Here is a 23,051-nt window from a genome sequence, read left to right as displayed (position 1 = left end):
GCGCGTCCCGCATGCCGGAGGGGCCGCCGTCCGCGTCAGCGCGCGGCGCCGTCCATCAGCGCCTCGGCCTCCGCGAGGATCTCCGTGACCCGCAGGCCGAAAGCCGCGTCGCAGGGGTGCGGCCGGCCGGTGCCGGCGGCGGTGAGCAGGGCGTCGGCGGCCTGGACGAGGGCGGTGACCGGCCCCTCACCGCTGTCCGGGAGCACGGCCACCCCCGCCCTGCCGCGCAGCTCGACCGTGGCTCCGGCGGCCGCGGCCGGCGCCGAGAGGCTGAGGGTGAGGGTGCTCGACGCGCCGCCGACGTGGTCGAGGACCAGATGGACGGTGTCGCCGGGGCCCGGCGCCGCGGCGGTCACCCGGCGGGCGTCGCCGAGGACCGGCAGCAGCACGGAGAGGGCGTGCGGCCCCACGTCCCACAGGGCGCCCTTCTCCTGCCGCCACGGCGAGTCCGCGAACGGGCTGTCGCCGTCGCCGCCGAACAGCGCTCCCAACCACTCCGCGCGCCCGGTGAACCAGCCTCCCGCGTCCGCCTGTTCGGTGATCCAGGCCTCGGTGTCCGGCACGAAACGGCTGGTGAAGAAGACGACCGAGGCGACCCCGGCGTCCCGCACGGCGTCGGCCACCGCCCGCCCCTGCGCCACCGTCGTCGCGAGCGGCTTGTCCAGCAGCAGATGACGCCCCGCCCGCGCCGCGCGCACCGCGAGATCGGCCTGCACGGCCGGCGGCAGGGCCAGGGCGACCGCGTCCACGTCGGCGAGCAGCGCGTCGACGTCGTCGTAGGCGCGCGTGCCGTGCCGGTCGGCGAGTTCCTTCGCGGCCTCGGAGCGGCGGCCCCACACTCCGGCGAAGTCCAGTCCCGCGTGCTCGCTCAGGGCTGGGGCATGAGCCATCGCCGCCCAGGGGCCGGTACCGAGCAGACCGATGCGCATGCCGCCGCCTCTCCACCGCGCCGCCCGTCGTGGCGGCTGCTCGGCAGTGAGCCTCGCACACCCACCGGCAGGCCGTGCGGGCCGGTTCCCCCTGCCCGGCGATTCAGTTGCCCGGCTGCTTAATGCGTTCTCTTTCCTCTATTGGACCTCCGGCCCGCAGGAGGGTCACGCTGGAACGAGTTCCGGCGCCTCCGCACGCCATGTGCGGGGGGTCGAACGCCATTCGGTCCCGCGCCACCATCTGAAGAGGTCACGAGCACATGCACAACCGCCGCATCGGTGACATCGACGTCAGCGCGATCGGCCTGGGCGGGATGCCCATGTCGATCGAGGGACGGCCGGACGAGGCGCGTTCGCTCGCCACGATCCACGCCGCCCTCGACGCCGGCGTGACGCTGATCGACACCGCGGACGCCTACCACCGCGACGCCCACGAGGTCGGCCACAACGAGACCCTGATCGCCAAGGCGCTCGCCTCCCACGACCGTGGCGGGGACGTCCTGGTCGCCACCAAGGGCGGCCATCTGCGCCCCGGCGACGGCAGCTGGACCCTCGACGGGAGCCCCCGCCACCTCAAGGAGGCCTGCGAGGCGTCCCTGCGCCGGCTGGGCGTGGAGGCCATCGGCCTCTACCAGTTCCACCGCCCCGACCCGAAGGTGCCGTACGCCGAGTCCGTCGGTGCGGTGCGGGACCTGCTGGACGAGGGCAAGATCCGCATGGCAGGCATCTCCAACGCCGACCCCGACCGGATCAGGGAGGCCAACGAGATCCTCGGCGGGCGCCTGGTCTCCGTGCAGAACCAGTTCTCCCCGGCCTTCCGCTCCAGCGAGCCGGAGCTTGACCTGTGCGACGAGCTGGGCATCGCGTTCCTGCCCTGGAGCCCGCTGGGCGGTATCTTCCGGGCCGGTGAACTGGGCTCCACCTACGCGCCGTTCGCCCGGATCGCCGAGGCCCACGGGGTGAGCCCGCAGCGCGTGTGCCTGGCGTGGATGCTCGCCAAGTCGCCGGTGGTGGTGCCCATTCCGGGTTCCAGCCGCCCGGAGACCATCCTGGACTCCCTCGGCGCGACCGACCTGGAGCTCAGCCCCGAGGAAGTCGCGCAGCTCGACGCCGTCTGACACGACACACACGGTCACCACGCAGGACCCCCGTCGATGGCGTCGTCGTCGGAGAGGCCCATCGACCACCGCTACCGCGACGACCACTCGATCCGCACCCGCGGGTACCTGTTCCGCGCCGACCGCCGCCACCTGATCGCGGCGGTCGGCGTGTTCACCGTCAAGCACAGCCGCACGGCCTGGACACCGTGGCCGGCGAGCGCGGGGCCCGGCTGCCGGGCGGGCAACGCCAGCGCCTCGCCATCGCCCGCGCGCTGACCCGGGATCCCAAGGTGCTGATCCTGGACGAGGCGACCTCGGCCCCGGACACCCGCGCGGAGGCCCTCGTCCGGCAGGCGCCGGCCCGGCTGCTGAACGGACGGACCGTGTTCGTGGTGGCGCACCGGCCGTCCACCGTGCGGGGCGCCGACCGGATCGCGGTGACGGGCGAGGGCCGCATCGTGGAGATTGGCACGCACGAGGAACTGTTGCGTGGCGGCGGGGGTACACACGGCTGCACGGTGGACAGGTCGCCCTGAGAGAGTCCGGGAGCGTCAGGCGGCGCTGCTGCGTCGCATCCCGTGCGGGCAGCTCACGTCGTGGTCGCGGCCGAGGCTCGTCCACCAGCGTTCGCAGCAAGCGGCTTCCAGCTCCCCGCGGACGACCTCGTCGGCGGCCGTAGGTGCGGGACGGCGCGGCCCGGCGGCGGACTCGCGCAGGTCGCGGATCAGGGTCTCGCGCACCACGGCGATGACCGGAACCAGACTGGCCGCGGCGAACAGGAACGCGGCCCACCGTGGGCCGTGGAGGAATTCGAGGACCGTGGTCCAGGCGAGTCCGCCGCAGGTGGCGAGATAGAGGGCGCAGAGAAGGCGGCCGGAGTGGTTCATTGGCTTCACCGTTCGTGCTCGGAGGGCTACCCTCTGTTCAACGCCTCGGGGCGCGCCGGGAATCGGGTCGAGCGGCGGTACTGCGTCAATCGAGGCCCAGGGCGCGAAAGATGTGAATGGTCCGGCCCTGCCCGGGAAGACGAGGCGAAAACCAAGAGAGGGGCGCTTCGTGCTCATTCCGGACCCGAAGGTCGTCAGAACGTTGCTCACCAGATACGCGTCGCTGCGCATCGCGCAGGCGGAGCGCGAGAAGCCACAGGTGGCAAGGGAGCTGGCGGACGTCAGCCGCATCCTGTGCACGACGATGGGAGCAACGAGCGTCGAGGAGGCCATCGCGAGGGCCGACGCCCTGCTGATCGCCTCGCGGGGGACGGCGGACGGCGAGGACGGTCTGTCACTGGCCGTCTGAGCCGGTGACGCCCTCTGCCACCGGCGCTCAGGATGGCCCGGCCGGGACGCGCGCCTTTCCGTGGAAAGCCGAGCGGTAGGCCTGCGGAGTGGTCCCGACCACCCTGCGGAAGCGCTCACGGAACGCAGTCGCAGACCCGAACCCCGCCTGCTGTGCGATCCGTTCGATCGGACGGTCGCTGTTCGCTGTCTCTGCACGTCCTGGCGGCCATTGTTGCCATCGGTCCCGTCACCGTGGCGGCCAGCATGTTCCCGCCGGCGGTACGCCGGGCCGGCGACGGGGCAGGCACTCTCCGTCTGCTGCACCGGATCTGCCGCGTCTCCTCCGGCATAGGCCTCGCCGTACCCGCCTTCGGTTTCGCCACCGCGTCCGCGATGGGAGTGCTCGGCGACTCACGGCTCGTCGCGTCCATCACGCTGACCGCCGTGGCCGCCGGCATCCTGGTCGCGTTCGTCCTGCCCCGTCAGGAGGAACTCTTCGGGGACGCGCGGCAGGCGGTGGAGCGCTCGGACACGGTTCAACTCGCCATGTTCACCGGCATCTTCAACCTGCCGTGGGCGACCGTCACCGTCCTGATGATCGTGCGGCCCGGCTCGACGACCGGGCCCTGACGGCTCGGAGCGCCCGCAGGCGCAGGCCATCCGGACCGTGGTGCCGACGTCAAGTGCTCCTGGGGAATTCACGCCACGGTCCGCCGGGGCGCATACACTCGACAGCCGTGCCCATGCGCATGGGCCACCACACGAAAGGCGCGTTGGTGTTCCAGGATTCCCCGATCTACGACCGACTCGTCGCCGAGCGCGGCGACGTCCCCACTCAGGCTCGCAGGGAGGCCGAGCGCGTGACGCGGGAACTGGAGTACGTCATGCGGCCGTTGCAGTCCTTCGGCGTAGCGTCCCCCGAGCGCCAGGCCTCCCCGGGTGCCGGCTGGCAGCGCAGCGCACTGATGCCCGGCTCGCTTCCCCACTGACCTCCCCCCACTGACCTCCTACCACCGACCCCGCCTTCAGCACACCGTGGTGTTGGAGCCGTTGGCGTGTCTCTGCGGCTCGGGGCCGGGACGGGCGAGCCACTCCGCCACGGTCCGGGCGATCGGCAGCCCCGTCTCCACCTCGACGAAGCCGAACTGCCCCGACTGGTTGCACTCCAGAAACCACCAGATCCCGTCGGTGTCCTCGGCGAAGTCGAAGGCGCCGTAGGACAGTTCGGCCTCGTCCAGGTAGGAGCGGACACCGGCGGCGATACGCGGCGGAACCTCGGTGGCCTCCCACGGAATGTCCGGCGAGGCGAAGCGCACGTCCACGGCGCCGGGGTCGTCCGGATCCGCATCCTCGGCGGCCGCCTTGCGGGCCGCCAGCAGCCGCTCGCCCACCACGGTCAGCCGGATGTCGGCCCGCTTTCCCACCCGGCGCTGCAGCAGCGTGGGCCCGAACGCCACGGCGGAGAAGTCCGTGCCCGGTGCGACCCGGCTCGTCGGCACCGCCCGGGGCGGATCCTGCGGGTGCGCCCCGGAGACCGGCTTGACCACCAGATCCGGATAGCGGTCGGCGAACTCACGGGCTGCCTGCGGGTACGTCGTGATCAGGGTGGCCGGGACGGGCAGCCCGCAGCGCTGGGCGAGCCGCAGCTGCCAGGGCTTGTGGCGAGCGCGTCGGGCCGCGTCGGGATGGTTCATCCAGCGGGCCTCCGAGCCACGGAGCATGCCGTAGAGGGCCTGCGAGGACTCCTCGGTCAGCCACGCGGAGGGCTCGGCCGCCCGGGAGGCGGCGTCCCCCGGTCTGCGCACCCACACCGACCGCAGCCCGGAGACGCTCACCAGGCGGCCCGCGGACTGGAGATGGCCGCGGAAGGCGCCGTGGACGAACTCACCGGACAGCGCGACTCCACCGGGGAGGTCCGCGGGGTCGAGGCGGACCACCGGGACCCCGGACGAGTTGAGGTGCACGACCACCATGTCGGCCGTCACGTCCTCTTCAGAGGTCAGGATCAGCACGGTCATCGTCGACGGTTCCGCGTTCAGTCGTCGAAGTGTGTCTTGGAGCCCGCGGTGGAGGTCGTGGTTCCGAGCTCTCTGAGCAGAGCCGGGTCGCCGGCGGCGACCCGGCCGTCCATGAGCACGTTCAACTGCAGCCCGGAGTCGTAGACGTACGGAGTCGTGGCCCCCGACTCCACCGCCGGACGTGCGTAGTTGAGCGCGAACGGTTGCATCGTCTCTCCCTCGTCAGTGCAGCACCGACCCAGTCGTCCCCGCCCTGCGGCGCCGCCCGGTCCGCCGACTGCATTGCCCTTCCAGTCACTTATACGAATCGAACGAGTGATTGGTTTCCTTACTCTGCGTAGTCACAGGGAGGTTTCGTGACGATTCGGCACGTCGAGGGAGCCGCGCATGGTGCGCAGAGCGAGGAGAAGGACGCCGATGTCGTCCAGGTAGATCGGGTCGGGGAGCAGGTCGGTCGGCAGTACGAAGTAGAGAACGGCACCCCAGAAAACCCAGCGCGGCCCCGTGGGCAGCCCGGCGCGCCTCAGGTCGCGCCGCGCCCGCACCAGTCGCACCAGCAGGATGACGGCCACGGTGAGGATGAGCGCCGCGAGGGCAATGGTGACGACGATCACCGTTGTGGTCGGTTTCACGGATTCTCCTCCGTCCGGCGTGCCGTCCGGCGCGCCCTCTTCCCGGATTCCCGCATCCGGCCGTCGTACGTGTCCTTATCCGCCGTCAGAAAGGCGGCAGGGGTTCATACCTGTGGCCCACCCGAGTGGCACGGGGTGGAAGCAGCACCTAGTACTGGCACTGCACAGCAACGTCGTGAAAAGCGTCGGGAGACGCGTGAGCAGGCGAACCGTTCCATCTCTTCCATGGAGGAGATTCATGAGCATCCGCGCTTCATCACCCCATTCCCACGACCCCTCCATAGCCGCCATGGACGACGACCCGGTCAGCGCCCTGGTGCACGCCGCGGTCGCCGACCGCCCACTGGAGGAAGTCGCCGACCTGATCACCCTGCTGGAGCAGTCCCCGCAGTACGCGCGGGCCACCGTCGACGCGCTGCGCGCGGTCGGCACGGACCGCTCCGTGGAGGACATCACCCGGCTGGTGACCCTGCTCACACGCCCGCCGCGCGACGCGGCCAGCGCGGACGAGGCCATCCGCGCGGCGGCCGAGATCCGTCCGGTGGAGGAGGTGACGCGCCTGATGGCGCTGCTGCACCGGACGCAGACGGAACGCCACTTCGGTCAGGAGGCGGTACGGGCGGCCGCCTCGGCGCGGCCGGTCGAGGACCTCGTGGAACTCATCGGCCGGCTCAGTGAAGAACGTGAGGCCCTCGCCGCCCTGCCCGAGACGGAACCGTCGGGACAGCCCCACGGTGAGACGGAGTGGGCCCCCGGCGGCGTCTTCCCGCCGCCCGTTCCCCTGGCCCCGCCCTCCTTCGGTGCCGACCGCCCGCCACAACGCCTCGCCCGTACGCCGGACCGCCCCGCCGAGCGCCTGTCCTGGCCGGGCCTGCTCGTGGCAGCCGCGCTCTTCCTGTGCGCGATGCTCTGGTTCCCGCTGTACGAGGACGGCGAGCCCCTCGCCCTCTACGCCTCGTCCGTCGCGGTGTCGGCGCTGTGCGCGATGCTCGCCGTGCTGCTGACCCTGCGGCCCGTCCCGCCCGCTCTCGCGGTCGCGGTCGTGGTGCCGGCGATGCTCGCCGCGGCCCAGTTGTACCAGGGCCGGTTCCACTCGGCGTGGCTGTCCCGGGCGTTGGATCTCACGCTCGCGCCGAGCTGGGTCGCGGGCCTGGCAGCCGTCATCGCGGCACTCGCGGCCCTGATGGCCCTGGTCGTGGGCATCGCCTCGAATCAGCTGCCGGTGAATGCCGACGCCCGGCACCTGGCCACGGCGAACCGGTCCGACTGACCGCCGTTTGCGCACGGTCCGCACCCCGCCACGGTCTCGCGCCCGCGGTCCTCAGGACCGCGGGCGCCCTTGCGGGTCTCCTCAGCGACCGGAGCCGTCCGGCCGCTCTCCCGCGCCGTCGGCCTCAGCGCCGTCCCCGGAGGAGGCGGGCCGCAGAGCCCTGGCGGTGTCCTTGAGGCGCTCCAGCCTTCGGGTCAGCTGCTGGAACGGGGAACTCTGCGGTGGGGTGGGGAGCTGTGGCCGGGCCGGGATCTCGGTGCCGTTCTCGCGGTACACCGCCAGTGCCTCGTGGGCGCGCTCGGCGGCCTCCCGGTACAGGTCCCGGGACTTCGTCATGGCATCGAGCGCCTCGGTGTACATGGCCACGAGCCTGCGCTCGCGCGCGAGTTGCTCCTCCAGGGTCATCAGCTGCCAGTCCTCCCGGAGTGCGGTGACGGCCTCCTCGGCGCCGTCCGGCAGTGGCGTCGGCAGCGTGGCGAAACGGGTCAGGGCGTCGACGAGTTCCGTCGGCCGGGAGCCGTCCAGGAAGACCGTGCGTACGGAGAAGTCGTCCGCGTCGAAGCCGTCCGGGGCCGGCGCCGGGGGCAGCAGGACGGCACCGCCGCGCGGGACCTGCACACCGAACTCGCGCAGGGCCCGGTTCACGATGCGCAGCTGGTCCGGTGCGACCCGATGCTCCACCACGCGGTGGCGCAGGCTCGGCGGCAGCATCCGGGCGACGGGCAGCCGGCCGCGCTCGTCGGGGGTCATCGCCTCGTGCACCACGAGGTTGACGGTCCAGCCGCCGCGCACCGAGTTCCTGAGCAGGCGCCGGATGTCCTTGTCCTCCTCGGGCAGGTGGTTGACCTGCCGGAAGCGCAGCCCCGTGACGGGATCGTGGTCCCAGGAGGCGTCCGGCTCGTCGGGCCAGAACACCGTGACGGGGGAGGGCCACTCCAGGTCCCACGGGCGTTCCGCCTCCGCCGCCAGCAGCCACTCCCGGCCGTGCTCCCCCTCGCGCGCGAGGGTCAGCCGGGCCCGGACGGTCACCGAACCGGCGACCGTCCAGCGCGCCTCGAAGACGGACCCGTCGGCGCTCGACGCGGTCTCCGCATCCGGCACCTCGCGATGGTCGTCGATGGTCTCGTCGGCCTTGAGCCGTTGGAGGGTCCTGCGTACGACGTCGTCGGGGGCGGGCCCGGTGTGGCGGCCGCGGGCGAGCCACAGTGCGGGGGAGGGGGTCGGGCGGACGGAGGGGGAAGAGCGCATGAGTCCAACTGAAGGCGGGGGCATGTGCGTATACCAGTATCGTCGGCGCGGGTCGGCTCGGATCACCCGGGGGTGGGGCGCACGGGAAGTGCGCGGCGCACTCGGGGTGCGCGCACTCCACCCCACACCGCTCGGTTCACCCCGTGTCCCTCGGTGCACCGCTCCCGCCACAATGGCGCCCGCGAACAGGGCCCGCCCACCATCCGCTTTGGGGTGGGCCCTGTTCGCGCCCGGCCCGGCCCGGCCCGCGCCACACCGAGCAGCTCCCCGACGCGAGATATATCGGCGTCCGAGATATCATGGCCGCATGGCATCGTCGAGGAACATGACTCAAGCGGCGTTCTTCGTCCTCACCGCTCTGGCCGACCGGCCCCGGCACGGCTACGGGATCCTGCGGGAGGTCGAGGAACTGTCCGACGGCACAGTGCGGTTGCGTGTCGGCACCCTGTACGGCGTGCTGGACCGGCTCACCGCGGACGGACTGATCGTCCTGGACCGCGAGGAGGTGCACGAGGGCCGGCTGCGGCGCTACTACCGCCTCACCGACGAGGGGATGCGGGCCCTCGACGCGGAGGCGGAACGCATGGCGGCCGGTGCCAGCGCCGCCAAGGAGCGGATCGCCGAGGGGCGCAAGGCCCCCGGTGCGGCCGCGAACCCGGTCACCGGGCCCTCCGTCAATCCGTCCGCAGGTCCCGGACTCGCAGGAGGTATGGCATGACGACGCTGCTCGAGACGCGCTACCGCACGGTGCTGCGGCTGCTCCCCGCCTACTACCGACGGGACCGGGCGGAGGAGATGGTCGAGGTGTACCTCTGGGACGTCGACCAGGAGACGCAGGACCAGAGCAGGCCCACGCTGGGTGAGGTGGCAAGCGTCGCCGCCCTCGCCGTGCGCAGCAGGCTGGCCGCCACCGGAGCGCCACGGCCGTACGTACTGCTCGGGTCGGCCGTCCGTCACTTCGCCGTGTTCGCGGTGCTCCTGCAGGCGGCCGCCGCCGCCGTCGACAGGGTCCTCGGCCTGACCTGGTGGTCGACGCACGGCACCCGCAACTGGGAGATGTTCCTGTCGGGATTCACCGGCCGCGGGCCGCTGGTCGGCGTCGCCGAGGCCGCCGAATGGACGCTTCCGCTGCTGTGGACGGTCGGCTTCTTCGCCCTGCTGCGTGACCGCCGACGCCTCGCCCAGGCGTCCGTGCTGCTTGCCGCGCTGCCCACGCTGTGGCCGTTCGTCGCACCGCTGGTGACTGAACTGGCGCCGCCGGACCCGTGGTTCGCCACCTCCACCGCGCTGTTCGCCTGGCTGCCCGCGCTCGCCCTCTGTACCGCCTACCACCGTGACGCCCCCGTCGCGGTGCTGCCCGCCGGCTCTCCCGGCCTCGCCTTCGCGGCCTGCGGTGTGGTCATGGGCGCGTCCGAGGTGGTGCTGCCCGCCATGGGCGACACGGTCTGGGCGCCGGCCACCTGCTTCGTCGTAGGAGCGCTCGGCTGGCTGCTGCTGCGCAGTCGCCGCACGGGCCAGAGCCCCGCCTGCGGTGCCGTGGCCCTGGCCGCACTCGGTCTGCTGCTCCTGTCGGTGCGGGTCGCCGCGCTGTATCCGTGGTTCGGTGCGGGGGTCCCCTTCGTGTTCATCGGCGGTGCCCTCGGTCAGGCGGTCGCGCTCACGCTGCTGACCGTCGTGCTGGCGGTGGTGGCCAGGCGCGACCTCGCGGCACGCTGATGCTCGCGGGCGCGGGCGGGCGGGTCCTGCTCGCCCGCGCCGTCACCCGTGGAACGAGATGTACCCGTTGCCGTCCCTGTCGTTGTTGCTCTTGGTGTACGCGTGTGAGTCCGCGCCGGCGCCGGACGGCTTGTACAGGTAGATCGTGTCCTTGTCGTTGTTCCAGATGAAGTTGCAGTTGTTGCGGTAGACGACGTTGTTGCTGTCGGAGTCGGTGCCGCGGCCGCCACGGAGCTTCACGTAGTCACCGGGCTGGAGGTAGTGGTTCTTGGTGAACGTGAACTTGTTGCCGGTCTTGTCCTTCACCACGTAGCCCTTGAGGTTCACGGTGGTTCCCGACGAGTAGTTCTTGATCGTCAGGTACTCGTTCTTCGTGTTCCCGGTGGTGCAGCTGTTGGAGTCTCTGCCGGGCGCGTCGTACTGGACGCCCTTGAGCTTCAGTGACGACGAATATTCGGTGGCATGGGCCGGGACGGCGGCCAGGACGGCGAGAGTGCCTGCGGCGGCGGTGGCGGCGACAAGACGTATACGCATGGAGATAGCCCCCCCTGTGTGGACATTCGGTGAAGGATCTGGAGCGTATACAACAGGGCGGATTTCAGGAGCCGATTTCACCGAAATGTGGCCGGCCTCGCCGGGCCGTGCTCAGTGGGGATAGGCGCGCGGCGGTCGCTGTCGGGGCAGTCCGGCCCGGAACTCCTCGATGGCGGTGCTGATCTGCCGCATCAGCACGGTGTTCTCCAGCCGGTCGAGGTAGAGGTTGCGGCGGGCGAGCGCGGGTGCGTCCACGCAGAAGTACAGGGCCATCAGCGGGTTGATGAACAGTTCGCTGTCCCTGGTGCGTTCCGTGAACCGGACGTCACCGAACTCGCCGCGCACGGCCGCCGCGACCGAGCCGCCCACGATGCTCGGGTACTCAGGTGTGTTCCGCCGGGCGTGCTCCACCGCGTCGAGGTAGAGGGCGCCCTCCCGGCTCGCGCGCGGGAGGGAGAACGCGCCCAGGTACGCGCCGGCCCGGTCCAGGGCGGCCAGGTTCTCCAGCACCAGGGAGTGGCTGACCCCGTGATGGGCGTCCACCCCGAACCCCAGGCAGGCCACGAGCCGCTCGGGTATCTCGTCCAGTCCGTGCACGGCGGCCAGGCTGGCCATGTCCTCCTCCGGAGGGCCCAGCCCGTGCTCGTCGCCCCGCATGAGGATGTCGGTGCCACCGTCCACGAGCACCACCGCGTCCACCCCGCCGAGATGCCCGATGAGCGCGCGATAGGCGGCGCGCAGCGGCTGGACTCCCGTGCCCGGGAAGGCGTGGACCGTGGACGGCAGACCCTGCCCGTCCAGCCACCGGGCGAGCGTGCGCTCGGGGAAGTAGTCCCCACGCGCCACGGTGTCCGGGCGGATTGCCGCGACGTCCTCCTCCAGCCACACATCCAGGGAGAGCCCGTTCAGGTCGGCGAAGGAGAGGTTCGCCAGATGGACCTCCTTGCCCGCCGCACGCAGCGCGAGGGCCAGTGGGAGACCGGCGTACACGTCGAAACCGCCGCCGGCTCCGGCGACGAGCACCCGTCTCGCGTCACGCAGGCGGGTGAAGAAGGCGGGCTCGCCGAGGGAGAACATCGGGGGACGGTAACAGGATGAGGGTGTGTCAGGCCTGTGCGATGTCCCGCAGATCCGACTCCCACTCCAGGAGCCGTGCCAGTTCGTCCTCCCCGGGCCGGGACGCGGCCGGGCTGCGGGTGGCGGGCGGTGTCGAGGAGCCACCGCGGGAGATGTTGCCGCTGACGGCGATGTTGTGCTCCACGCGAGGACGGCGCAGGTTCTCGTAGAGGGAGAGCGCGGCATCGGTGTCCGGCGCGTCGCGCAGCGCCTTCCCGAGAACCACGGCATCCTCCAGCGCCATCGACGCGCCCACTCCGGTCGCGGGGGAGGCCGCATGGGCCGCGTCGCCGACGAGCAGGGTCCGGCCGGAGCGCCAGGGTGTGCCGGCGGGCAGCTCGGTGGCGTTGGTGACCAGGAGGTCGTCACCGGTGGCGGCGACGATGTCCGCGGCGGGCGTGGCGTCCTTGCGCAGCGACGGCACCAGCAGCTCGCGCCATCCGGCCGGTGAGCCGTGCGCGAGTTCGTCGGCGGACAGCGGGTCGCCGGACACGCGCGCGAACCAGTACGTCTCCCCGTCGGGTGATACGGCGAAGCCGAAGGCGGCCGTGCTGCCGCGCACCATGGTGATGCGCGCGGCCGGTTCGGACAGGGGAGCGGTGCCGGTGTAGCCGTAGAAGACCCGCTGGCCGGCGTAGAGCGGCCGCCTGTCGGGGCTGATCAGCTGTCGGACCGTGGAGTTCAGGCCGTCGGCGCCGATCAGCAGGTCGCCGGTGGCCGTGCTGCCGTCGCTGAAGTGCGCGGTGACGTCGGCAGGTCCGTCCTGGACGGAGGTGAGGCGGGCGCCGTGCCGGACGGCGATACCGCGGCGTGCCGCCTCCTCCTGCAGCGCGGAGTTGAGGTCGCCGCGGCGCAGGCAGCGGAACTGGAGGAGGGGGGCGGCGGCCTCGCCCAGCGGCACCTGGGCCAGCTCGGCGCCCGCGTCGTCCAGGACCCGCATCGATGTCAACGGGAAGCCGAGTGCCGTGACCGCGCGGGAGGCGTCGATCTGGGCGAGCGCCCGCATGCCGTTGCTCGCGAGGGTGAGAAACGCGCCCAGGTCCTCGGCGGAGTCGGGATGCGCCTCGTACACGGCGACGTCGAGGCCCGCCTTGCACAGGGCCAGCGCCGTCGCGGTACCGGCGATTCCGCCGCCGATGACAAGTACTCGTGCCACGCCCCACCCCGCTCGAATCCGTACCGTCACGCGCACGTACGCCCAAAGAGGCACGCGCACTTGGAGGAACGCCTGAGACACGGCAGGGGTTCCGTGGACAGGCGGCGATCTCTGCCGGCGTGAGCCGTCCTACGGGCTCGTATGAGGATGCCGGTCGGGCCGCGGCGCCGGGGGGCGCGGGACACGACCGGCATTGGCCGGCGTCAGGCTCCGCTGGCCCCGAGCATGTCCTCGCGCTCGACGATCTTCACGCGCTCACGGCCCTGCGGCTCGCCCAGCGCCTTCTCCGCCGCGTCCAGCCTGTACCAGCCCTCCCAGGTGGTGAAGCGGACGTCGCGCTCGGCGAGGAAGGCGTCCACCGCCTCGGGCTCGGGCGAACCCGGCGTCTGCAGACGGCCGTTCGCATGGTCGGCCAGCAGGTTGGACACCGTCTCGTTGGCGTCGCCCTTGGTGTGGCCGATCAGGCCCACCGGACCGCGCCGGATCCAGCCCGTGACATACGTCGACTGCAGGTGCTCGCCGGACTCCTGGAGCACCCGGCCGCCCTCGTCCGGGACCGTGCCCGAGCCGACGTCCCACGGGAGCTTGGGGAGTTTGTCGGACAGGTAGCCGACCGCACGGTAGATCGCGGTGACGTCCCAGTCCTTGAACTCGCCGGTGCCCTTGACGTTGCCGGTGCCGTCGAGGGCGGTGCGCTCGGTGCGCAGACCGACGACACTGCCGTCCTCGCCGAGGATCTCGGTGGGCGACTCGAAGAAGTGCAGGAACAGCTTGTGCGGGCGGTCACCGACATCGCGGATCGCCCAGTTCTCCAGGGTCTTGGCGACCATGTCGGCCTGCTTGTTGCCGCGCCGGGTCTCGATGGAGCCCTCGTCGTAGTCGATGTCCTCGGGGTCGACGATGACCTCGATGTTGGGGGAGTGGTCCAGCTCCCGCAGCTCCATCGGCGAGAACTTCGCCTGCGCCGGGCCACGGCGGCCGAACACGTGGACCTCCAGCGCCTTGTTGGCCTTCAGGCCGTCGTGGACGTTCGCCGGGATCTCGGTCGGCAGCAGCTCGTCAGCGGTCTTGGCGAGGATGCGGGCCACGTCGAGGGCGACGTTGCCGACGCCGAGCACAGCGACCTTCTCGGCCTCCAGCGGCCAGGTGCGCGGCACGTCCGGGTGGCCGTCGTACCAGGACACGAAGTCGGCGGCCCCGTAGGAGCCGTCGAGGTCGATGCCGGGTATGCGCAGCTCGCGGTCGGCCGTCGCGCCCGTCGAGAAGATCACGGCGTCGTAGAACACCCGCAGGTCGTCCAGGCTGATGTCGTTCGGGTAGTCGACGTTGCCGAAGAGCCGGATCTGTGGCTTGTCGAGCACCTGGTGCAGGGCCGTGATGATGCCCTTGATGCGGGGGTGGTCGGGGGCGACGCCGTAACGGATCAGGCCGAACGGGGCGGGCATCCGCTCGAAGAGGTCGATGGACACGCCGGGTTCGGCGGCCACGTCGGACTTGAGCAGGGCGTCGGCGGCGTAGATCCCGGCGGGGCCGGCTCCGACGATGGCTACCCGCAGGGGGCGCGGCATGATCAGGTTCCCTTCGAGTGAGGACAGGCGACTCGAACGGGAAGCCTAAGCTAAGGCAAGCCTAAGTCGGTACGCGGGTCCGGTCTATGGACTCATAAGTCAATTTTATGAGCCAGGAACGGAACTCGAACGCGGGTATCGGCCAACAGCAGTCGACCATGCCCGCGACCTCGAGGGAAACCCATGAAACTGAAAGGCGATCAGTGACCGCCTTGCCGAGCATCGGAACCCGGCCTCACCTCGGCCCGTCCGGTGACGACGCCTCCGACGCCACGGTCGTCGAGCGGTCCTGGGACGATCCGGACGCGTTCGCGGTGCTCTTCAATCGCTACGCCGACGACATCCACCGCTACGCGGCAAGGAGGCTCGGCACGGAGGCGGCCGACGACCTGATGGCCGAGACCTTCGTGATCGCCTTCCAGCAGCGACGCCGCTACGACCTGTCGCGGCCGCACGCACGCCCCTGGCTGTACGGGATCGTCACCAACCTCGTCGGCCAGCACCGGCGCGCGGAGGCGCGCCGTCTCAAGGCCCTCGCGCGCGTCGCCGGGGCCTCCCCGGCCGAGGGCGAGGCTCTTGAGGACCGGGTGGCCGCCAAGGTCAGCGCCGAGAACTCCCGTGCCCAACTGGCGGGCGCCCTGGCCGGGTTGCCCGCCCGCCACCGGGATGTGCTGCTGCTGGTCGCCTGGGGTGATCTCGACTACACGGAGGCCGCGGAGGCGCTGGGCGTGCCGGTGGGGACCGTGCGTTCACGGCTGCACCGGGCGCGCGCCCGGCTGCGCCAGGCACTGGGCGGTTCGGATCCCACCGCCCCTCATGAGGAGACCGAGGCCACTGAGGAGACCGAGGAGACCGATCGTGGATGACCTCACCGCACTGCGCGAATTCGAGGCCGACGTGCCTGCGTTGACCGATGAGGCCCGCTTCACCGCCCGGGACCGCCTGCGGCGCGCCATCCGGGAGGAGCGCAGCCCGGGCCGGCTGTCCCGACGGCTGGTGTTCAGGCTCGCCGTGGCCGGAACGGCCGCGGCCGCGGTCGCGGGAGGTGCCGTGGTCGTGGCAGGGCGCGAGGGGGACACGGACGCCCCCCGGATGACCCCCCTGAGCGCGGCGCAGCTGCTGCGCAGGGCCGCTGGTCGCTCCCGGTCCGCCGCCCGCGGTCTGCCGATTCCGCGCAACGACCAGTACCTGTACACCAAGACCTACATCACGCGGACGTATGTGAAGGGCGCCAGGACCAGGACGTGGACGGACGAGAGCTGGCTCTCCGCGGACGGCTCCAAGCCGTCCTGGCGCGAGGAGTACGGCAAGATCCACCATGACCCTCCACTGGGCAGGCACGAGGTCAGGTGGCCGCCGACCGAATACGCGAAGCTGGCGAAGTGGCCCACCGATCCGGACACGCTGCTCAAGCGGCTCATGATGACGGGGGATGACTCCCCGGAGGCCGACGGCATGGCGTTCATGAACGCGTGCATGCTGATGATGGGACCGCGCGTCATGCCGCCCGGCCTGGAGGCCGCCACCTTCGAAGCCGTAGCGAAGATCCCCGGCATCGGGCTCGACTACCACGACGTGGACGCTCTCGGCCGGCACGGGATCGGGGTCTCGTACCCGAGGGTCACCTTCTCCTTCGTCTTCGACCCCAGGACCTACGCCTACCTGGGCCTGCGGTTGAAGGGAAGCAGCGCGAAGAAGATCAACGGCGAGTGGCGGCAGGTCGGCTGGTACCACGAGATGCGGGGCCTGGAAGAGGCGGGCGTCGTGGACCGCATCGGCCTGCGCCCGTAGAGCGGGGGGCCGCCGTACCGCGCGGGGGGCGGTACGGCGGCCCGGCCAAAGCTCAGCCGATGTGGTAACTGTCTCCGTACACCTTCCAGTTGAGCGGAGTGCTCAGGCACAGGTTCCCGTTGCGCAGGAACGCCCTCTGCTCCGTGTCGACCCTGCTCGTGTCGCTGTGAGCCTCCTCCTGCTTCATGGCCCACACGCGCGCGTCGAGGAAGGCGCCCAGGTACCTGACCTCGTCGCCGCCCTGGGCCGGCGGCTTCGCCGAACGCAGGGCGCGCTTGCGTATGTTGCGGAAGCTGGTCGCGTCGTCGCCGTCGCCGTGCATGACGATGGCGTCGTAATACGCGAACTGCCCCAGTGTTCCCAGCCCGTCCGTCCGGCCCTGCTGCAGGGCCGGGTTGAAGTACACGCGGTCGCGCTCGTCGTTCTGTGCCTGCTGGAAGGCGCTGTCCTGCGCCGCTTTGCGCCAGTCCCCGGGGAAGTTCGGGTCAAGGCCGTCGTGCGAGTCGGATCCGTTCACCTGGCGCAGCGCCGGGAGGTACTTGGCGAGTACGTTGCCGGGCTTGCGGTCGGTGTAGAGCTGGACGAGGTCGAGCATGTCGCCCGTGCCCGAGCAGAAGCCGATGATCCCGGCGGTGTAGCCACGGCCGTCGCCGATGTCCTCGATGTACTTGTACTGCGCCTTCCAGTCGAGCGAGGAGTTCTCCGCACTCGACACCAGCTTCATGGCGATCTCCTTCTTCGCCGGGTCGTCGAGTCCGGCGCAGCCCGCGGCCGCCGACGCGTGTGAGGGCTTCAGGAGGGGGGCCGCGGCCAGGGTCGCGCCGACCGCGGCGAGGACGGTCCTGCGCGAAAGCCGGACGGGACGTGCGGGCTCGCTGGAGGGGTGCCTCACGGGGGCTCCAAGTCGTGGTGGGGGGTGGGGAGTTGGTCGTGCGCCGTACTGATAGTAAGGTTTACTATCAGAGCGCGCGGGGAGAGCACACCCGTCGCGGGAGAAGTTCGTAGGGACGTACGAAAAAGGTACGGACCAAATGGGGGTGAGTCAGGCAGAGACGTCAGGCAGAGACGTCGGGCAGGGGCTGCTCGGCCCAGATGACCTTGCCCTCCGGTGTGTAGCGGGTCCCCCAGCGGTCGGAGAGCTGGGCCACGAGGAAGAGGCCGCGTCCGCCCTCGTCCGTCATCGCCGCGTACCGCAGATGCGGTGAGGTACTGCTGCTGTCGTAGACCTCGCAGATCAGCGTTCGGTCGAACAGCACGCGGACCCGGATGGGGTCGGCGCCGTAGCGGAGCGCGTTGGTCACCAGCTCGCTCAGGACGAGTTCGGTGGTGAAGGTCAGCTCGTCGAGCCCCCATACGGTGAGCCGGCGGCTGACGGAGGCGCGGACCTCCGCGACCGCCGCCGGGTCGTTCGGCACCTGCCACTCGGCGATCCTGTCGGCGGCGAGCGCCTGGGTGCGGGCGACGATCAGGGCGATGTCATCGCTCGGCCGGGCCGGCAACTGCGATTCGAGCACGACCCGGCAGGTGTCCTCGGGCGACTCACCGGCGCGCTCCAGAGCGCCCCGCAGCAGTTCGAGCCCTTCGTCGATGTCCCGCGTGCGGTCCTCGACGAGCCCGTCCGTGTAGAGGACGAGACGGCTGCCCTCCTCCAGTTCGAGGTCGGCCGTCTCGAACGGCAGTCCGCCGAGGCCGAGCGGGGGACCGGCGGGCACGTCGGGGAACTCGACGGTGCCGTCGGGCCGGATGAGGGCCGGCGGCGGGTGGCCGGCCCGGGCGACGGTGCACCTGCGGGTCACCGGGTCGTAGATCGCGTACAGGCAGGTGGCGCCGGTGACCGGGGCGTTGCCGCCCTCGGCGGCCTCGTCCTGGTCGATACGGCCCACCAACTCGTCGAGCAGGGCGAGGAGTTCGTCGGGCGGCAGGTCGAGGGCGGAGAAGTTGTGCACCGCCGTCCGCAGCCGCCCCATGGTGGCCGCCGCGTGCAGCCCGTGGCCCACGACATCGCCGACGACCAGGGCGACGCGGGCGCCGGACAACGGCAGTACGTCGAACCAGTCGCCGCCGACTCCGGCCTGCGCGGGCAGATAGCGGTAGGCGATGTCCAGCGCGGACTGCTCGGGCAGCCGCCGGGGCAGCAGGCTGCGTTGCAGCGTCACGGCCATGCTGTGCTCGCGCGTGTAGCGACGGGCGTTGTCGATGGAGACCGCGGCGCGGGTCACCAGCTCCTCGGCGAGGGCCAGTTCCTCCGTGTCGAAGGGCTCGGCCTTCTTCGAACGCCAGAAGCTGACCACGCCCAGGACCAGGGTTCCGGCGCGCAGCGGCACGGTGATCAGCGAGTGGATGCCGTACTCCACGACCTGCGCCGCGCGTTCCCGGTCCTGGGCGTGCCAGCCGGGCGCCGAGGCGAGATGCGGCTCCAGCGTGGCCTGCCCGGAGCGCAGGCTGCGGGCCTGCGGCGAGGAGTCGACGAACCTGATCTGCCGGCCCACCTTGTACAGCGGGGCGTCCTCGCGGATGCCGCGCGAGGCGGTACGGCGCAAGGGTGTCGTCGCCTCCGGCTGACCCCCGCCCAGCACGGCGTCGAACAGGTCGACCGTCGCGAAGTCCGCGAACCTGGGCACGGCGTGCTCCGCCAGCTCCTCGGCGGTGCGGGTGACATCCAGGCTCGTGCCGATGCCCACCCCGGCGTCGTACAGCATGTTGAGGCGTTCGCGTGCCGTCTCGGCCCGGCCGGACAGGGCGCGCAGCTCGGTCGAGTCGCGGAGCGTGGCGACGCTGCCCGGCGGGCCGCCCCGGACGTCGGTGGGCCGCTGGTTGACCGCGAGGAGACGGTCCTTGACCAGGTGCACCTCGTCGGTGGCGACGCGCCCGGAGGCCAGCAGGTCTGCGGTGTCGGCGGCGAGGCCGAGGTCGAGGGCGTGCCGGCCCTCGGCGTCCTCGGGCAGGTCGAGCAAGCGGTGCGCCTCGTCGTTGGCGAGCAGCAGGCGGCCCTCGCCGCTGACGATGAGCACGCCCTCGCGGACGGCGTGCAGCACCGCGTCGTGATGCTCGTACATGCGGGTCATCTCGTCGGGGCCCAGGCCGTGCGTCTGGCGCAGCAGCCGTCTGCTCACCAGCGCGGTGCCCGCCGTCGCCAGGGCCAGTCCCACGGCCGCGGCGAACAGGACGAGCGGCAGCTGCCGGTTGGCGGCGCCGCCCACGTTCGCGGTGGTGATGCCCGCCGACACCAGGCCCACGACCTTGCCGTCGGGCGCCTTCACCGGTACGACGGCCTGTACCAGCCGCCCGATCGTGCCGTTGACCTCCTCGACCACCGTCTGCCCGGCCAGCGCGGGCGCGATCGTCCCCACGAACTTCTTGCCGATGCGGTCCGGCTTGGGGTGGGTGTAGCGGATGCCGTCGGTGTTCATGACGACGATGAAGTCCACGCCCGTCGCCTTGCGGGCGGCCTCCGCGCGCGGCTGGAGCACAGCTGTGGGATCGGGGCTGCTCAGTGCCTCACGGGTGCCCGGCGCGTTGGCGAACGACTCGGCGACGGCGACCGACCGGTTGCGGGCCTCCTGCGTACTGTCGTGCCGGGCCTGCAGATACAGCGCCACCACCGCGGCGACCACCAGCAGCAGCACGATCACCACCTGCAGAACGAACATCTGCCGGGCGATGCTGCGTCCCGTCAGTGCCGACCGCAGCGCCGTGAAACGCCCCGGATCCTGTTCGCCGGGGTGGATCCTTCGGTGCGTCAGCGAATGGCCCGCCGTCCGCTGCCCGTGCGCTCCGTGGGCGCGGTCGTGCGCGCGGCGGGCACGGGGACCGCCGGGGCGGCGGTGCGACCGGGCCCCGGAGCGGTCCGGAAGTCGGACCATGTGCCCATGTCTACACTGCCGGGCCCCATCAGGCGAGAGGCGTCACAGAGGGTGACAGGGTTCGCGCCGGTCCGTGCGCCGGCCGCCCGCGGGGGCGACCGCGCCGATGGCGTACGGCCGGCCTCAGTGCTGGTTGTCGGGCGTTGTACGGCGCGTGGCGAGGAGCAGGGCGATGTCGTCGGGGCGGTCCGCGGCGTGCCGGGCGGTCGCGGTCAGGCGGTCGGCGACCCCGGACAGCGGTCTGCGGCTGGCGGGGGCACCGGCCTTCGACAGGGCGATCCGCAGGGCCGTGATGCCGTCGTCGATGTCGGTGCCGGGCCGCTCGACGAGGCCGTCCGTGTACAGCGCGAGGACGGCGCCCTGCTCGATCAGCAGCTCCGTCACGGGGTAGTGGGCGTGCGGATCCACCCCGAGCACGACGCCTCCGGGCAGATCCAGGACGTCGGTGTGTCCGTCCGGGTGACGCAGCAGCGGCGGCGGGTGCCCGGCTCGGGCCACCCGCGCCAGGCCGGAGGCCGGATCCAGCCGGATGTAGCAGCAACTCGCGAACTGGCCGGGATCGAGGTCGATGAGCAGATGGTTGGTGCCGCTCATCACCTCGTCGGGCGGACGGTCGCCGAGCGCGAACGCCCTTACAGCGCTGCGAAGTTGGCCCATGGTGGCCGCCGCCTGCACGCCATGCCCCTGTACGTCGCCGATGACCAGGGCAAGGCCGTCCCCCGCTTCCACGACGTCGTACCAGTCGCCGCCCACCTCCATGCCCTGGGTGCCGGGCAGATAGCGCCCGGTGGTCTCCACCTGCGGGTGGGCCGACAGCCTGCGGGGGAGCAGGGCCTGCTGCAGCCCCCGGGCGAGCGCCGCCTCGCTCTCGTAGCGCTGTGCCTTCTCCATGGCGTTGGCGATCAGCCCGGCGAGCGCGGTGAGCACCGTGCGCTCCTCGGTGCTGAAACCGCGGGGACGGTCGAAGCCCAGGATGCAGGAGCCCACCGGGCGCCCGGACGCGATCAGCGGCAGGAAGGCGCGGGCTCCCTCGTCCGCGTCCAGCGGGATGCCGGGATAGGCGGCCGCCAGATCCTCCATCGAGTCGAAGAAGAGCGGCCTTCCGGCGGTGAGCGTCTCGACGCCGGGCAGCTGGGCGTCGAGGCCCACACCCTCGAACGGGGTGAGGAACCCTGTGGGGAAACCGCTCTCCAGAGCCAGGTACAGGTGCCGGTCCTGCAGCAGGTAGATGGCCAGGTGGCGGCCGCCGAACGCGGGCAGCACCTCCCTCATGACCACGGCCGCCACCTGGCGTGCGGTGACCGCCTCGGTCAGCGCGATGGCGAGGACGATGGGGCGGTACAGCGGAGCCATCGACGGGGCCGCGGGCACGGAGGTCCTGACCGGCCCCGTCCCCTCCTCGGGCCCCGACGTGAGGTCCGCGGCGGCCTCCGCCAGCTGGTTCGCCGGACGGAACGTACATGTCAGCACGTCCGGCCCCGGATAGACGCATACGTCGAGCCAGGCGCCGTCGTACGACGCGGCGTCGCTCTCCCCGCCCTCCGGGCCGGCCCGCCGCAGGTGGAAGCGCACCGGTTCCGGGGACAGCAGCGCGCTGCGCAGATGGTCCTCGAAGGCGGGCTCGTTCAGCCAGGGCACGCCCTCCCACAGGGGACGGCTCAGGAGCTGGGTCCGTGAGCGGCGCAGCAGCTGTCCTGCCCGCGGGTTGGCGTACAGGATCAGCCCCAGCCGGTCCAGGCAGAGCACACCCTCGGGCAGCAGGTCGGCCGCGGCGTCGGCCGCCGCGCCCGGACCGGGGTCGACGACGAAGCCGCGCACCGGATGGGCGCCGGACGGTGTGCCGGGCGGGACGGGGGCGGCGTACGGGCTCCACAGTTCCACCAGCCGCAACGCGCCGTCCTCGGAGCGCACATACAACGGCAGGGGCGGCGGCCGGCCCGCGGCCGTCTCGCGCAGCGCGGCCAGGACCCGCTGCCGCTCGGCCGGGGCGACGGCGTCCACGAGGGTCTCGACGGACGTCGCGAACTCGTCGGCGGGCACCCCCAGCAGCGCGGGCAGGCGCTCGTCGGCGGTCACGACGTCGGTCACCGGGTCCCAGGCGAAGCCCCCCGCGCGGCCCGCGGGCGGGCGGACGCCCGGCGGCCGTACGCACACGGGTTCGCCGTCCCAGGCGACCGACGGTCTGCCGCCGTCGTCCAGGCGCCGCAGGGCCGCGCCCAGGTCGTCCGCCAGCCGCACCATGCGATCGCGGCGATGGAGCAGCTTGGTCGCGTCCGGCGCGGAGGGACACAGCACGGTCAGTACACCGTAGGTCGTCGTCCCGCCCACGATCGGCACGTACAGCGACCCGAACTGGAACGGCAGCCCGGCCGCGAACTGGGGGTAGCGGCGCATCGTCTCCGTGGCGTTCGGCAGGATCACCTGAACGCCGAGCCGGTAGGCGTCGGCCACCGGGAAGGGGCGGTCCACGTGCATCCGCCACCAGGGCCTGAACAGCGGGCCCGGCAGCCCCGCGAGCACGGCGAGCCGCAGCAGCCCGGGTGTGCCGGAGCGCAGGTAGACCCCTCCCGAGTGCCCGCCGGCCGCACCGATCGCCCTTGTCGAGGCGTCGATCAGCAGCGCGGCCAGCTGTCCGGGCGTCCGGTGTGCGTCCTCCACGCTCCCAGTCATCGGCCTACCTTGTCCCTGCGCCGTCCAGCGGGCGACACAGTAAGAATGCGCCACCACGGGCTGGTGGCGCACCTGGGCGGACGCGGTTCGCACGGGAATCACGGATCCCGGACGTCGCAGGGGTGCCCCGCGGCCCAGAGGTGAAGCGGAGATCGACGGCGCC

The 23,051-nt window shown here is 71.9% G+C and carries 24 protein-coding genes and 1 pseudogene; 11 read left to right on the top strand and 14 right to left on the bottom strand.

Going from position 1 to position 23,051, the window contains the following annotated elements; all coding sequences use genetic code 11:
* Window positions 1-35: 35 nt before the first annotated feature.
* On the bottom strand, window positions 36-929 hold the full coding sequence (locus tag OOK07_RS01405) for a Gfo/Idh/MocA family protein (RefSeq protein ID WP_266794712.1): 894 nt from the start codon (window positions 927-929) through the stop codon (window positions 36-38).
* A 260-nt stretch (window positions 930-1,189) separates the two neighbouring features.
* On the opposite strand from OOK07_RS01405, the gene OOK07_RS01400 reads away from it, so the two are divergent.
* From OOK07_RS01400 to OOK07_RS01390, 3 genes are read left to right on the top strand one after another with little or no spacing between them, the layout of a single operon-like run.
* The gene (locus tag OOK07_RS01400; RefSeq protein ID WP_266794711.1) at window positions 1,190-2,047 is read left to right on the top strand and encodes an aldo/keto reductase; all 858 of its coding nucleotides are present in this window, start codon (window positions 1,190-1,192) and stop codon (window positions 2,045-2,047) included.
* Between the two features lie 36 nt (window positions 2,048-2,083).
* Window positions 2,084-2,305: a hypothetical protein gene (locus tag OOK07_RS01395; protein ID WP_266683728.1), complete on the top strand. Its 222-nt coding sequence runs from the start codon at window positions 2,084-2,086 to the stop codon at window positions 2,303-2,305.
* Window positions 2,236-2,565, top strand: coding sequence for an ATP-binding cassette domain-containing protein (locus OOK07_RS01390; RefSeq protein ID WP_524540333.1), 330 nt, complete (start codon window positions 2,236-2,238; stop codon window positions 2,563-2,565). The genes OOK07_RS01395 and OOK07_RS01390 overlap by 70 nt, the downstream gene beginning before the upstream one ends.
* 15 nt (window positions 2,566-2,580) lie before the next feature.
* On the opposite strand, the gene OOK07_RS01385 is transcribed toward OOK07_RS01390, so the two are convergent.
* A complete protein-coding gene (locus OOK07_RS01385; RefSeq protein WP_266676051.1) occupies window positions 2,581-2,916 on the bottom strand; it encodes a hypothetical protein in 336 nt (111 codons plus the stop codon).
* Between the two features lie 169 nt (window positions 2,917-3,085).
* Here OOK07_RS01385 and OOK07_RS01380 point away from each other — a divergent pair, with 169 nt between their 5' ends.
* Complete coding sequence (locus OOK07_RS01380) at window positions 3,086-3,325, top strand: DUF5133 domain-containing protein (protein WP_266676049.1); 240 nt, start codon at window positions 3,086-3,088, stop codon at window positions 3,323-3,325.
* A gap of 27 nt (window positions 3,326-3,352) precedes the next feature.
* On the opposite strand, the pseudogene OOK07_RS01375 reads toward OOK07_RS01380, so the two are convergent.
* Window positions 3,353-3,508, bottom strand: a pseudogene (locus tag OOK07_RS01375) (AraC family transcriptional regulator); the annotation flags it as partial.
* A 62-nt stretch (window positions 3,509-3,570) separates the two neighbouring features.
* Here OOK07_RS01375 and OOK07_RS01370 point away from each other — a divergent pair.
* Together OOK07_RS01370 and OOK07_RS01365 are read left to right on the top strand one after the other, a co-directional pair.
* The gene (locus tag OOK07_RS01370) at window positions 3,571-3,936 is read left to right on the top strand and encodes a hypothetical protein (RefSeq protein WP_266801865.1); all 366 of its coding nucleotides are present in this window, start codon (window positions 3,571-3,573) and stop codon (window positions 3,934-3,936) included.
* Between the two features lie 146 nt (window positions 3,937-4,082).
* The gene (locus tag OOK07_RS01365; protein WP_266683265.1) at window positions 4,083-4,295 is read left to right on the top strand and encodes a hypothetical protein; all 213 of its coding nucleotides are present in this window, start codon (window positions 4,083-4,085) and stop codon (window positions 4,293-4,295) included.
* Window positions 4,296-4,331: 36 nt separating this feature from the next.
* On the opposite strand, the gene tgmB is transcribed toward OOK07_RS01365, so the two are convergent.
* From tgmB to OOK07_RS01350, 3 genes are all read right to left on the bottom strand, one after another.
* On the bottom strand, window positions 4,332-5,324 hold the full coding sequence (tgmB, locus tag OOK07_RS01360) for an ATP-grasp ribosomal peptide maturase (RefSeq protein WP_266676045.1): 993 nt from the start codon (window positions 5,322-5,324) through the stop codon (window positions 4,332-4,334).
* Between the two features lie 17 nt (window positions 5,325-5,341).
* Entirely contained in the window at window positions 5,342-5,533 is a 192-nt protein-coding gene (gene tgmA / locus OOK07_RS01355) for a putative ATP-grasp-modified RiPP (protein WP_266676043.1), read from the bottom strand.
* A 132-nt stretch (window positions 5,534-5,665) separates the two neighbouring features.
* Complete coding sequence (locus OOK07_RS01350) at window positions 5,666-5,956, bottom strand: YkvA family protein (protein ID WP_266676041.1); 291 nt, start codon at window positions 5,954-5,956, stop codon at window positions 5,666-5,668.
* Window positions 5,957-6,194: 238 nt separating this feature from the next.
* On the opposite strand from OOK07_RS01350, the gene OOK07_RS01345 reads away from it, so the two are divergent.
* A complete protein-coding gene (locus tag OOK07_RS01345) occupies window positions 6,195-7,226 on the top strand; it encodes a hypothetical protein (protein ID WP_266676039.1) in 1,032 nt (343 codons plus the stop codon).
* Window positions 7,227-7,307: 81 nt separating this feature from the next.
* Here the strand turns inward: OOK07_RS01345 and OOK07_RS01340 are convergent, their stop codons facing one another.
* A complete protein-coding gene (locus tag OOK07_RS01340) occupies window positions 7,308-8,474 on the bottom strand; it encodes a hypothetical protein (RefSeq protein ID WP_266794710.1) in 1,167 nt (388 codons plus the stop codon).
* A gap of 307 nt (window positions 8,475-8,781) precedes the next feature.
* Between OOK07_RS01340 and OOK07_RS01335 the strand changes: the two genes are divergently transcribed.
* Together OOK07_RS01335 and OOK07_RS01330 are read left to right on the top strand one after the other, a co-directional pair.
* Window positions 8,782-9,192 (top strand): PadR family transcriptional regulator, encoded by a 411-nt coding sequence (locus OOK07_RS01335; protein WP_406311220.1) that lies wholly within the window; start codon window positions 8,782-8,784, stop codon window positions 9,190-9,192.
* A complete protein-coding gene (locus OOK07_RS01330; RefSeq protein ID WP_266676035.1) occupies window positions 9,189-10,190 on the top strand; it encodes a hypothetical protein in 1,002 nt (333 codons plus the stop codon). The genes OOK07_RS01335 and OOK07_RS01330 overlap by 4 nt, the downstream gene beginning before the upstream one ends.
* 42 nt (window positions 10,191-10,232) lie before the next feature.
* Here OOK07_RS01330 and OOK07_RS01325 read toward each other — a convergent pair whose 3' ends face one another.
* The 4 genes from OOK07_RS01325 to OOK07_RS01310 all read right to left on the bottom strand — a co-directional run bounded on the left by OOK07_RS01325 (window position 10,233) and on the right by OOK07_RS01310 (window position 14,564).
* Entirely contained in the window at window positions 10,233-10,724 is a 492-nt protein-coding gene (locus OOK07_RS01325; protein ID WP_266676033.1) for a lamin tail domain-containing protein, read from the bottom strand.
* Window positions 10,725-10,835: 111 nt separating this feature from the next.
* Complete coding sequence (locus OOK07_RS01320; protein ID WP_266794709.1) at window positions 10,836-11,801, bottom strand: DUF1152 domain-containing protein; 966 nt, start codon at window positions 11,799-11,801, stop codon at window positions 10,836-10,838.
* Between the two features lie 28 nt (window positions 11,802-11,829).
* Window positions 11,830-12,996: an FAD-dependent oxidoreductase gene (locus tag OOK07_RS01315; RefSeq protein ID WP_266794708.1), complete on the bottom strand. Its 1,167-nt coding sequence runs from the start codon at window positions 12,994-12,996 to the stop codon at window positions 11,830-11,832.
* 203 nt (window positions 12,997-13,199) lie between these two features.
* Entirely contained in the window at window positions 13,200-14,564 is a 1,365-nt protein-coding gene (locus OOK07_RS01310; RefSeq protein ID WP_266676022.1) for an FAD-dependent oxidoreductase, read from the bottom strand.
* A gap of 203 nt (window positions 14,565-14,767) precedes the next feature.
* Here OOK07_RS01310 and OOK07_RS01305 point away from each other — a divergent pair, with 203 nt between their 5' ends.
* A complete protein-coding gene (locus OOK07_RS01305) occupies window positions 14,768-15,430 on the top strand; it encodes an RNA polymerase sigma factor (protein WP_406311219.1) in 663 nt (220 codons plus the stop codon).
* Window positions 15,423-16,355 (top strand): CU044_5270 family protein, encoded by a 933-nt coding sequence (locus OOK07_RS01300; RefSeq protein ID WP_266794707.1) that lies wholly within the window; start codon window positions 15,423-15,425, stop codon window positions 16,353-16,355. Before OOK07_RS01305 ends, OOK07_RS01300 begins: the two co-directional genes overlap by 8 nt.
* A 52-nt stretch (window positions 16,356-16,407) precedes the next feature.
* On the opposite strand, the gene OOK07_RS01295 is transcribed toward OOK07_RS01300, so the two are convergent.
* The 3 genes from OOK07_RS01295 to OOK07_RS01285 form a co-directional block, all read right to left on the bottom strand.
* Entirely contained in the window at window positions 16,408-17,247 is an 840-nt protein-coding gene (locus OOK07_RS01295) for a chitosanase (RefSeq protein WP_266794706.1), read from the bottom strand.
* Between the two features lie 163 nt (window positions 17,248-17,410).
* The gene (locus tag OOK07_RS01290) at window positions 17,411-20,218 is read right to left on the bottom strand and encodes a SpoIIE family protein phosphatase (protein ID WP_266794705.1); all 2,808 of its coding nucleotides are present in this window, start codon (window positions 20,216-20,218) and stop codon (window positions 17,411-17,413) included.
* Window positions 20,219-20,341: 123 nt separating this feature from the next.
* Window positions 20,342-22,888 carry a SpoIIE family protein phosphatase gene (locus tag OOK07_RS01285; RefSeq protein ID WP_266794704.1) on the bottom strand — a complete coding sequence of 849 codons (2,547 nt, stop codon included), beginning with the start codon at window positions 22,886-22,888 and terminating at the stop codon, window positions 20,342-20,344.
* Window positions 22,889-23,051: the final 163 nt, after the last annotated feature.

It is taken from the genome of Streptomyces sp. NBC_00078, from assembly GCF_026343335.1.
Classification (GTDB): domain Bacteria; phylum Actinomycetota; class Actinomycetes; order Streptomycetales; family Streptomycetaceae; genus Streptomyces.
Note: the sequence above shows the minus strand (reverse complement) of the source record. Positions and strands in the feature narration are given on the sequence as shown.

Bases quoted from the DNA above. Each gene is read 5' to 3' on its own strand.
- tgmB (WP_266676045.1), bottom strand. From the start codon at position 5,324: ATGACCGTGCTGATCCTGACCTCTGAAGAGGACGTGACGGCCGACATG.
- OOK07_RS01395 (WP_266683728.1), top strand. From the start codon at position 2,084: ATGGCGTCGTCGTCGGAGAGGCCCATCGACCACCGCTACCGCGACGAC.
- OOK07_RS01330 (WP_266676035.1), top strand. From the start codon at position 9,189: ATGACGACGCTGCTCGAGACGCGCTACCGCACGGTGCTGCGGCTGCTC.
- OOK07_RS01345 (WP_266676039.1), top strand. From the start codon at position 6,195: ATGAGCATCCGCGCTTCATCACCCCATTCCCACGACCCCTCCATAGCC.
- OOK07_RS01405 (WP_266794712.1), bottom strand. From the start codon at position 929: ATGCGCATCGGTCTGCTCGGTACCGGCCCCTGGGCGGCGATGGCTCAT.
- OOK07_RS01320 (WP_266794709.1), bottom strand. From the start codon at position 11,801: ATGTTCTCCCTCGGCGAGCCCGCCTTCTTCACCCGCCTGCGTGACGCG.
- OOK07_RS01340 (WP_266794710.1), bottom strand. From the start codon at position 8,474: ATGCGCTCTTCCCCCTCCGTCCGCCCGACCCCCTCCCCCGCACTGTGG.
- OOK07_RS01385 (WP_266676051.1), bottom strand. From the start codon at position 2,916: ATGAACCACTCCGGCCGCCTTCTCTGCGCCCTCTATCTCGCCACCTGC.
- OOK07_RS01370 (WP_266801865.1), top strand. From the start codon at position 3,571: ATGTTCCCGCCGGCGGTACGCCGGGCCGGCGACGGGGCAGGCACTCTC.
- OOK07_RS01285 (WP_266794704.1), bottom strand. From the start codon at position 22,888: ATGACTGGGAGCGTGGAGGACGCACACCGGACGCCCGGACAGCTGGCC.
- OOK07_RS01335 (WP_406311220.1), top strand. From the start codon at position 8,782: ATGGCATCGTCGAGGAACATGACTCAAGCGGCGTTCTTCGTCCTCACC.
- tgmA (WP_266676043.1), bottom strand. From the start codon at position 5,533: ATGCAACCGTTCGCGCTCAACTACGCACGTCCGGCGGTGGAGTCGGGG.
- OOK07_RS01325 (WP_266676033.1), bottom strand. From the start codon at position 10,724: ATGCGTATACGTCTTGTCGCCGCCACCGCCGCCGCAGGCACTCTCGCC.
- OOK07_RS01310 (WP_266676022.1), bottom strand. From the start codon at position 14,564: ATGCCGCGCCCCCTGCGGGTAGCCATCGTCGGAGCCGGCCCCGCCGGG.
- OOK07_RS01400 (WP_266794711.1), top strand. From the start codon at position 1,190: ATGCACAACCGCCGCATCGGTGACATCGACGTCAGCGCGATCGGCCTG.
- OOK07_RS01290 (WP_266794705.1), bottom strand. From the start codon at position 20,218: ATGGTCCGACTTCCGGACCGCTCCGGGGCCCGGTCGCACCGCCGCCCC.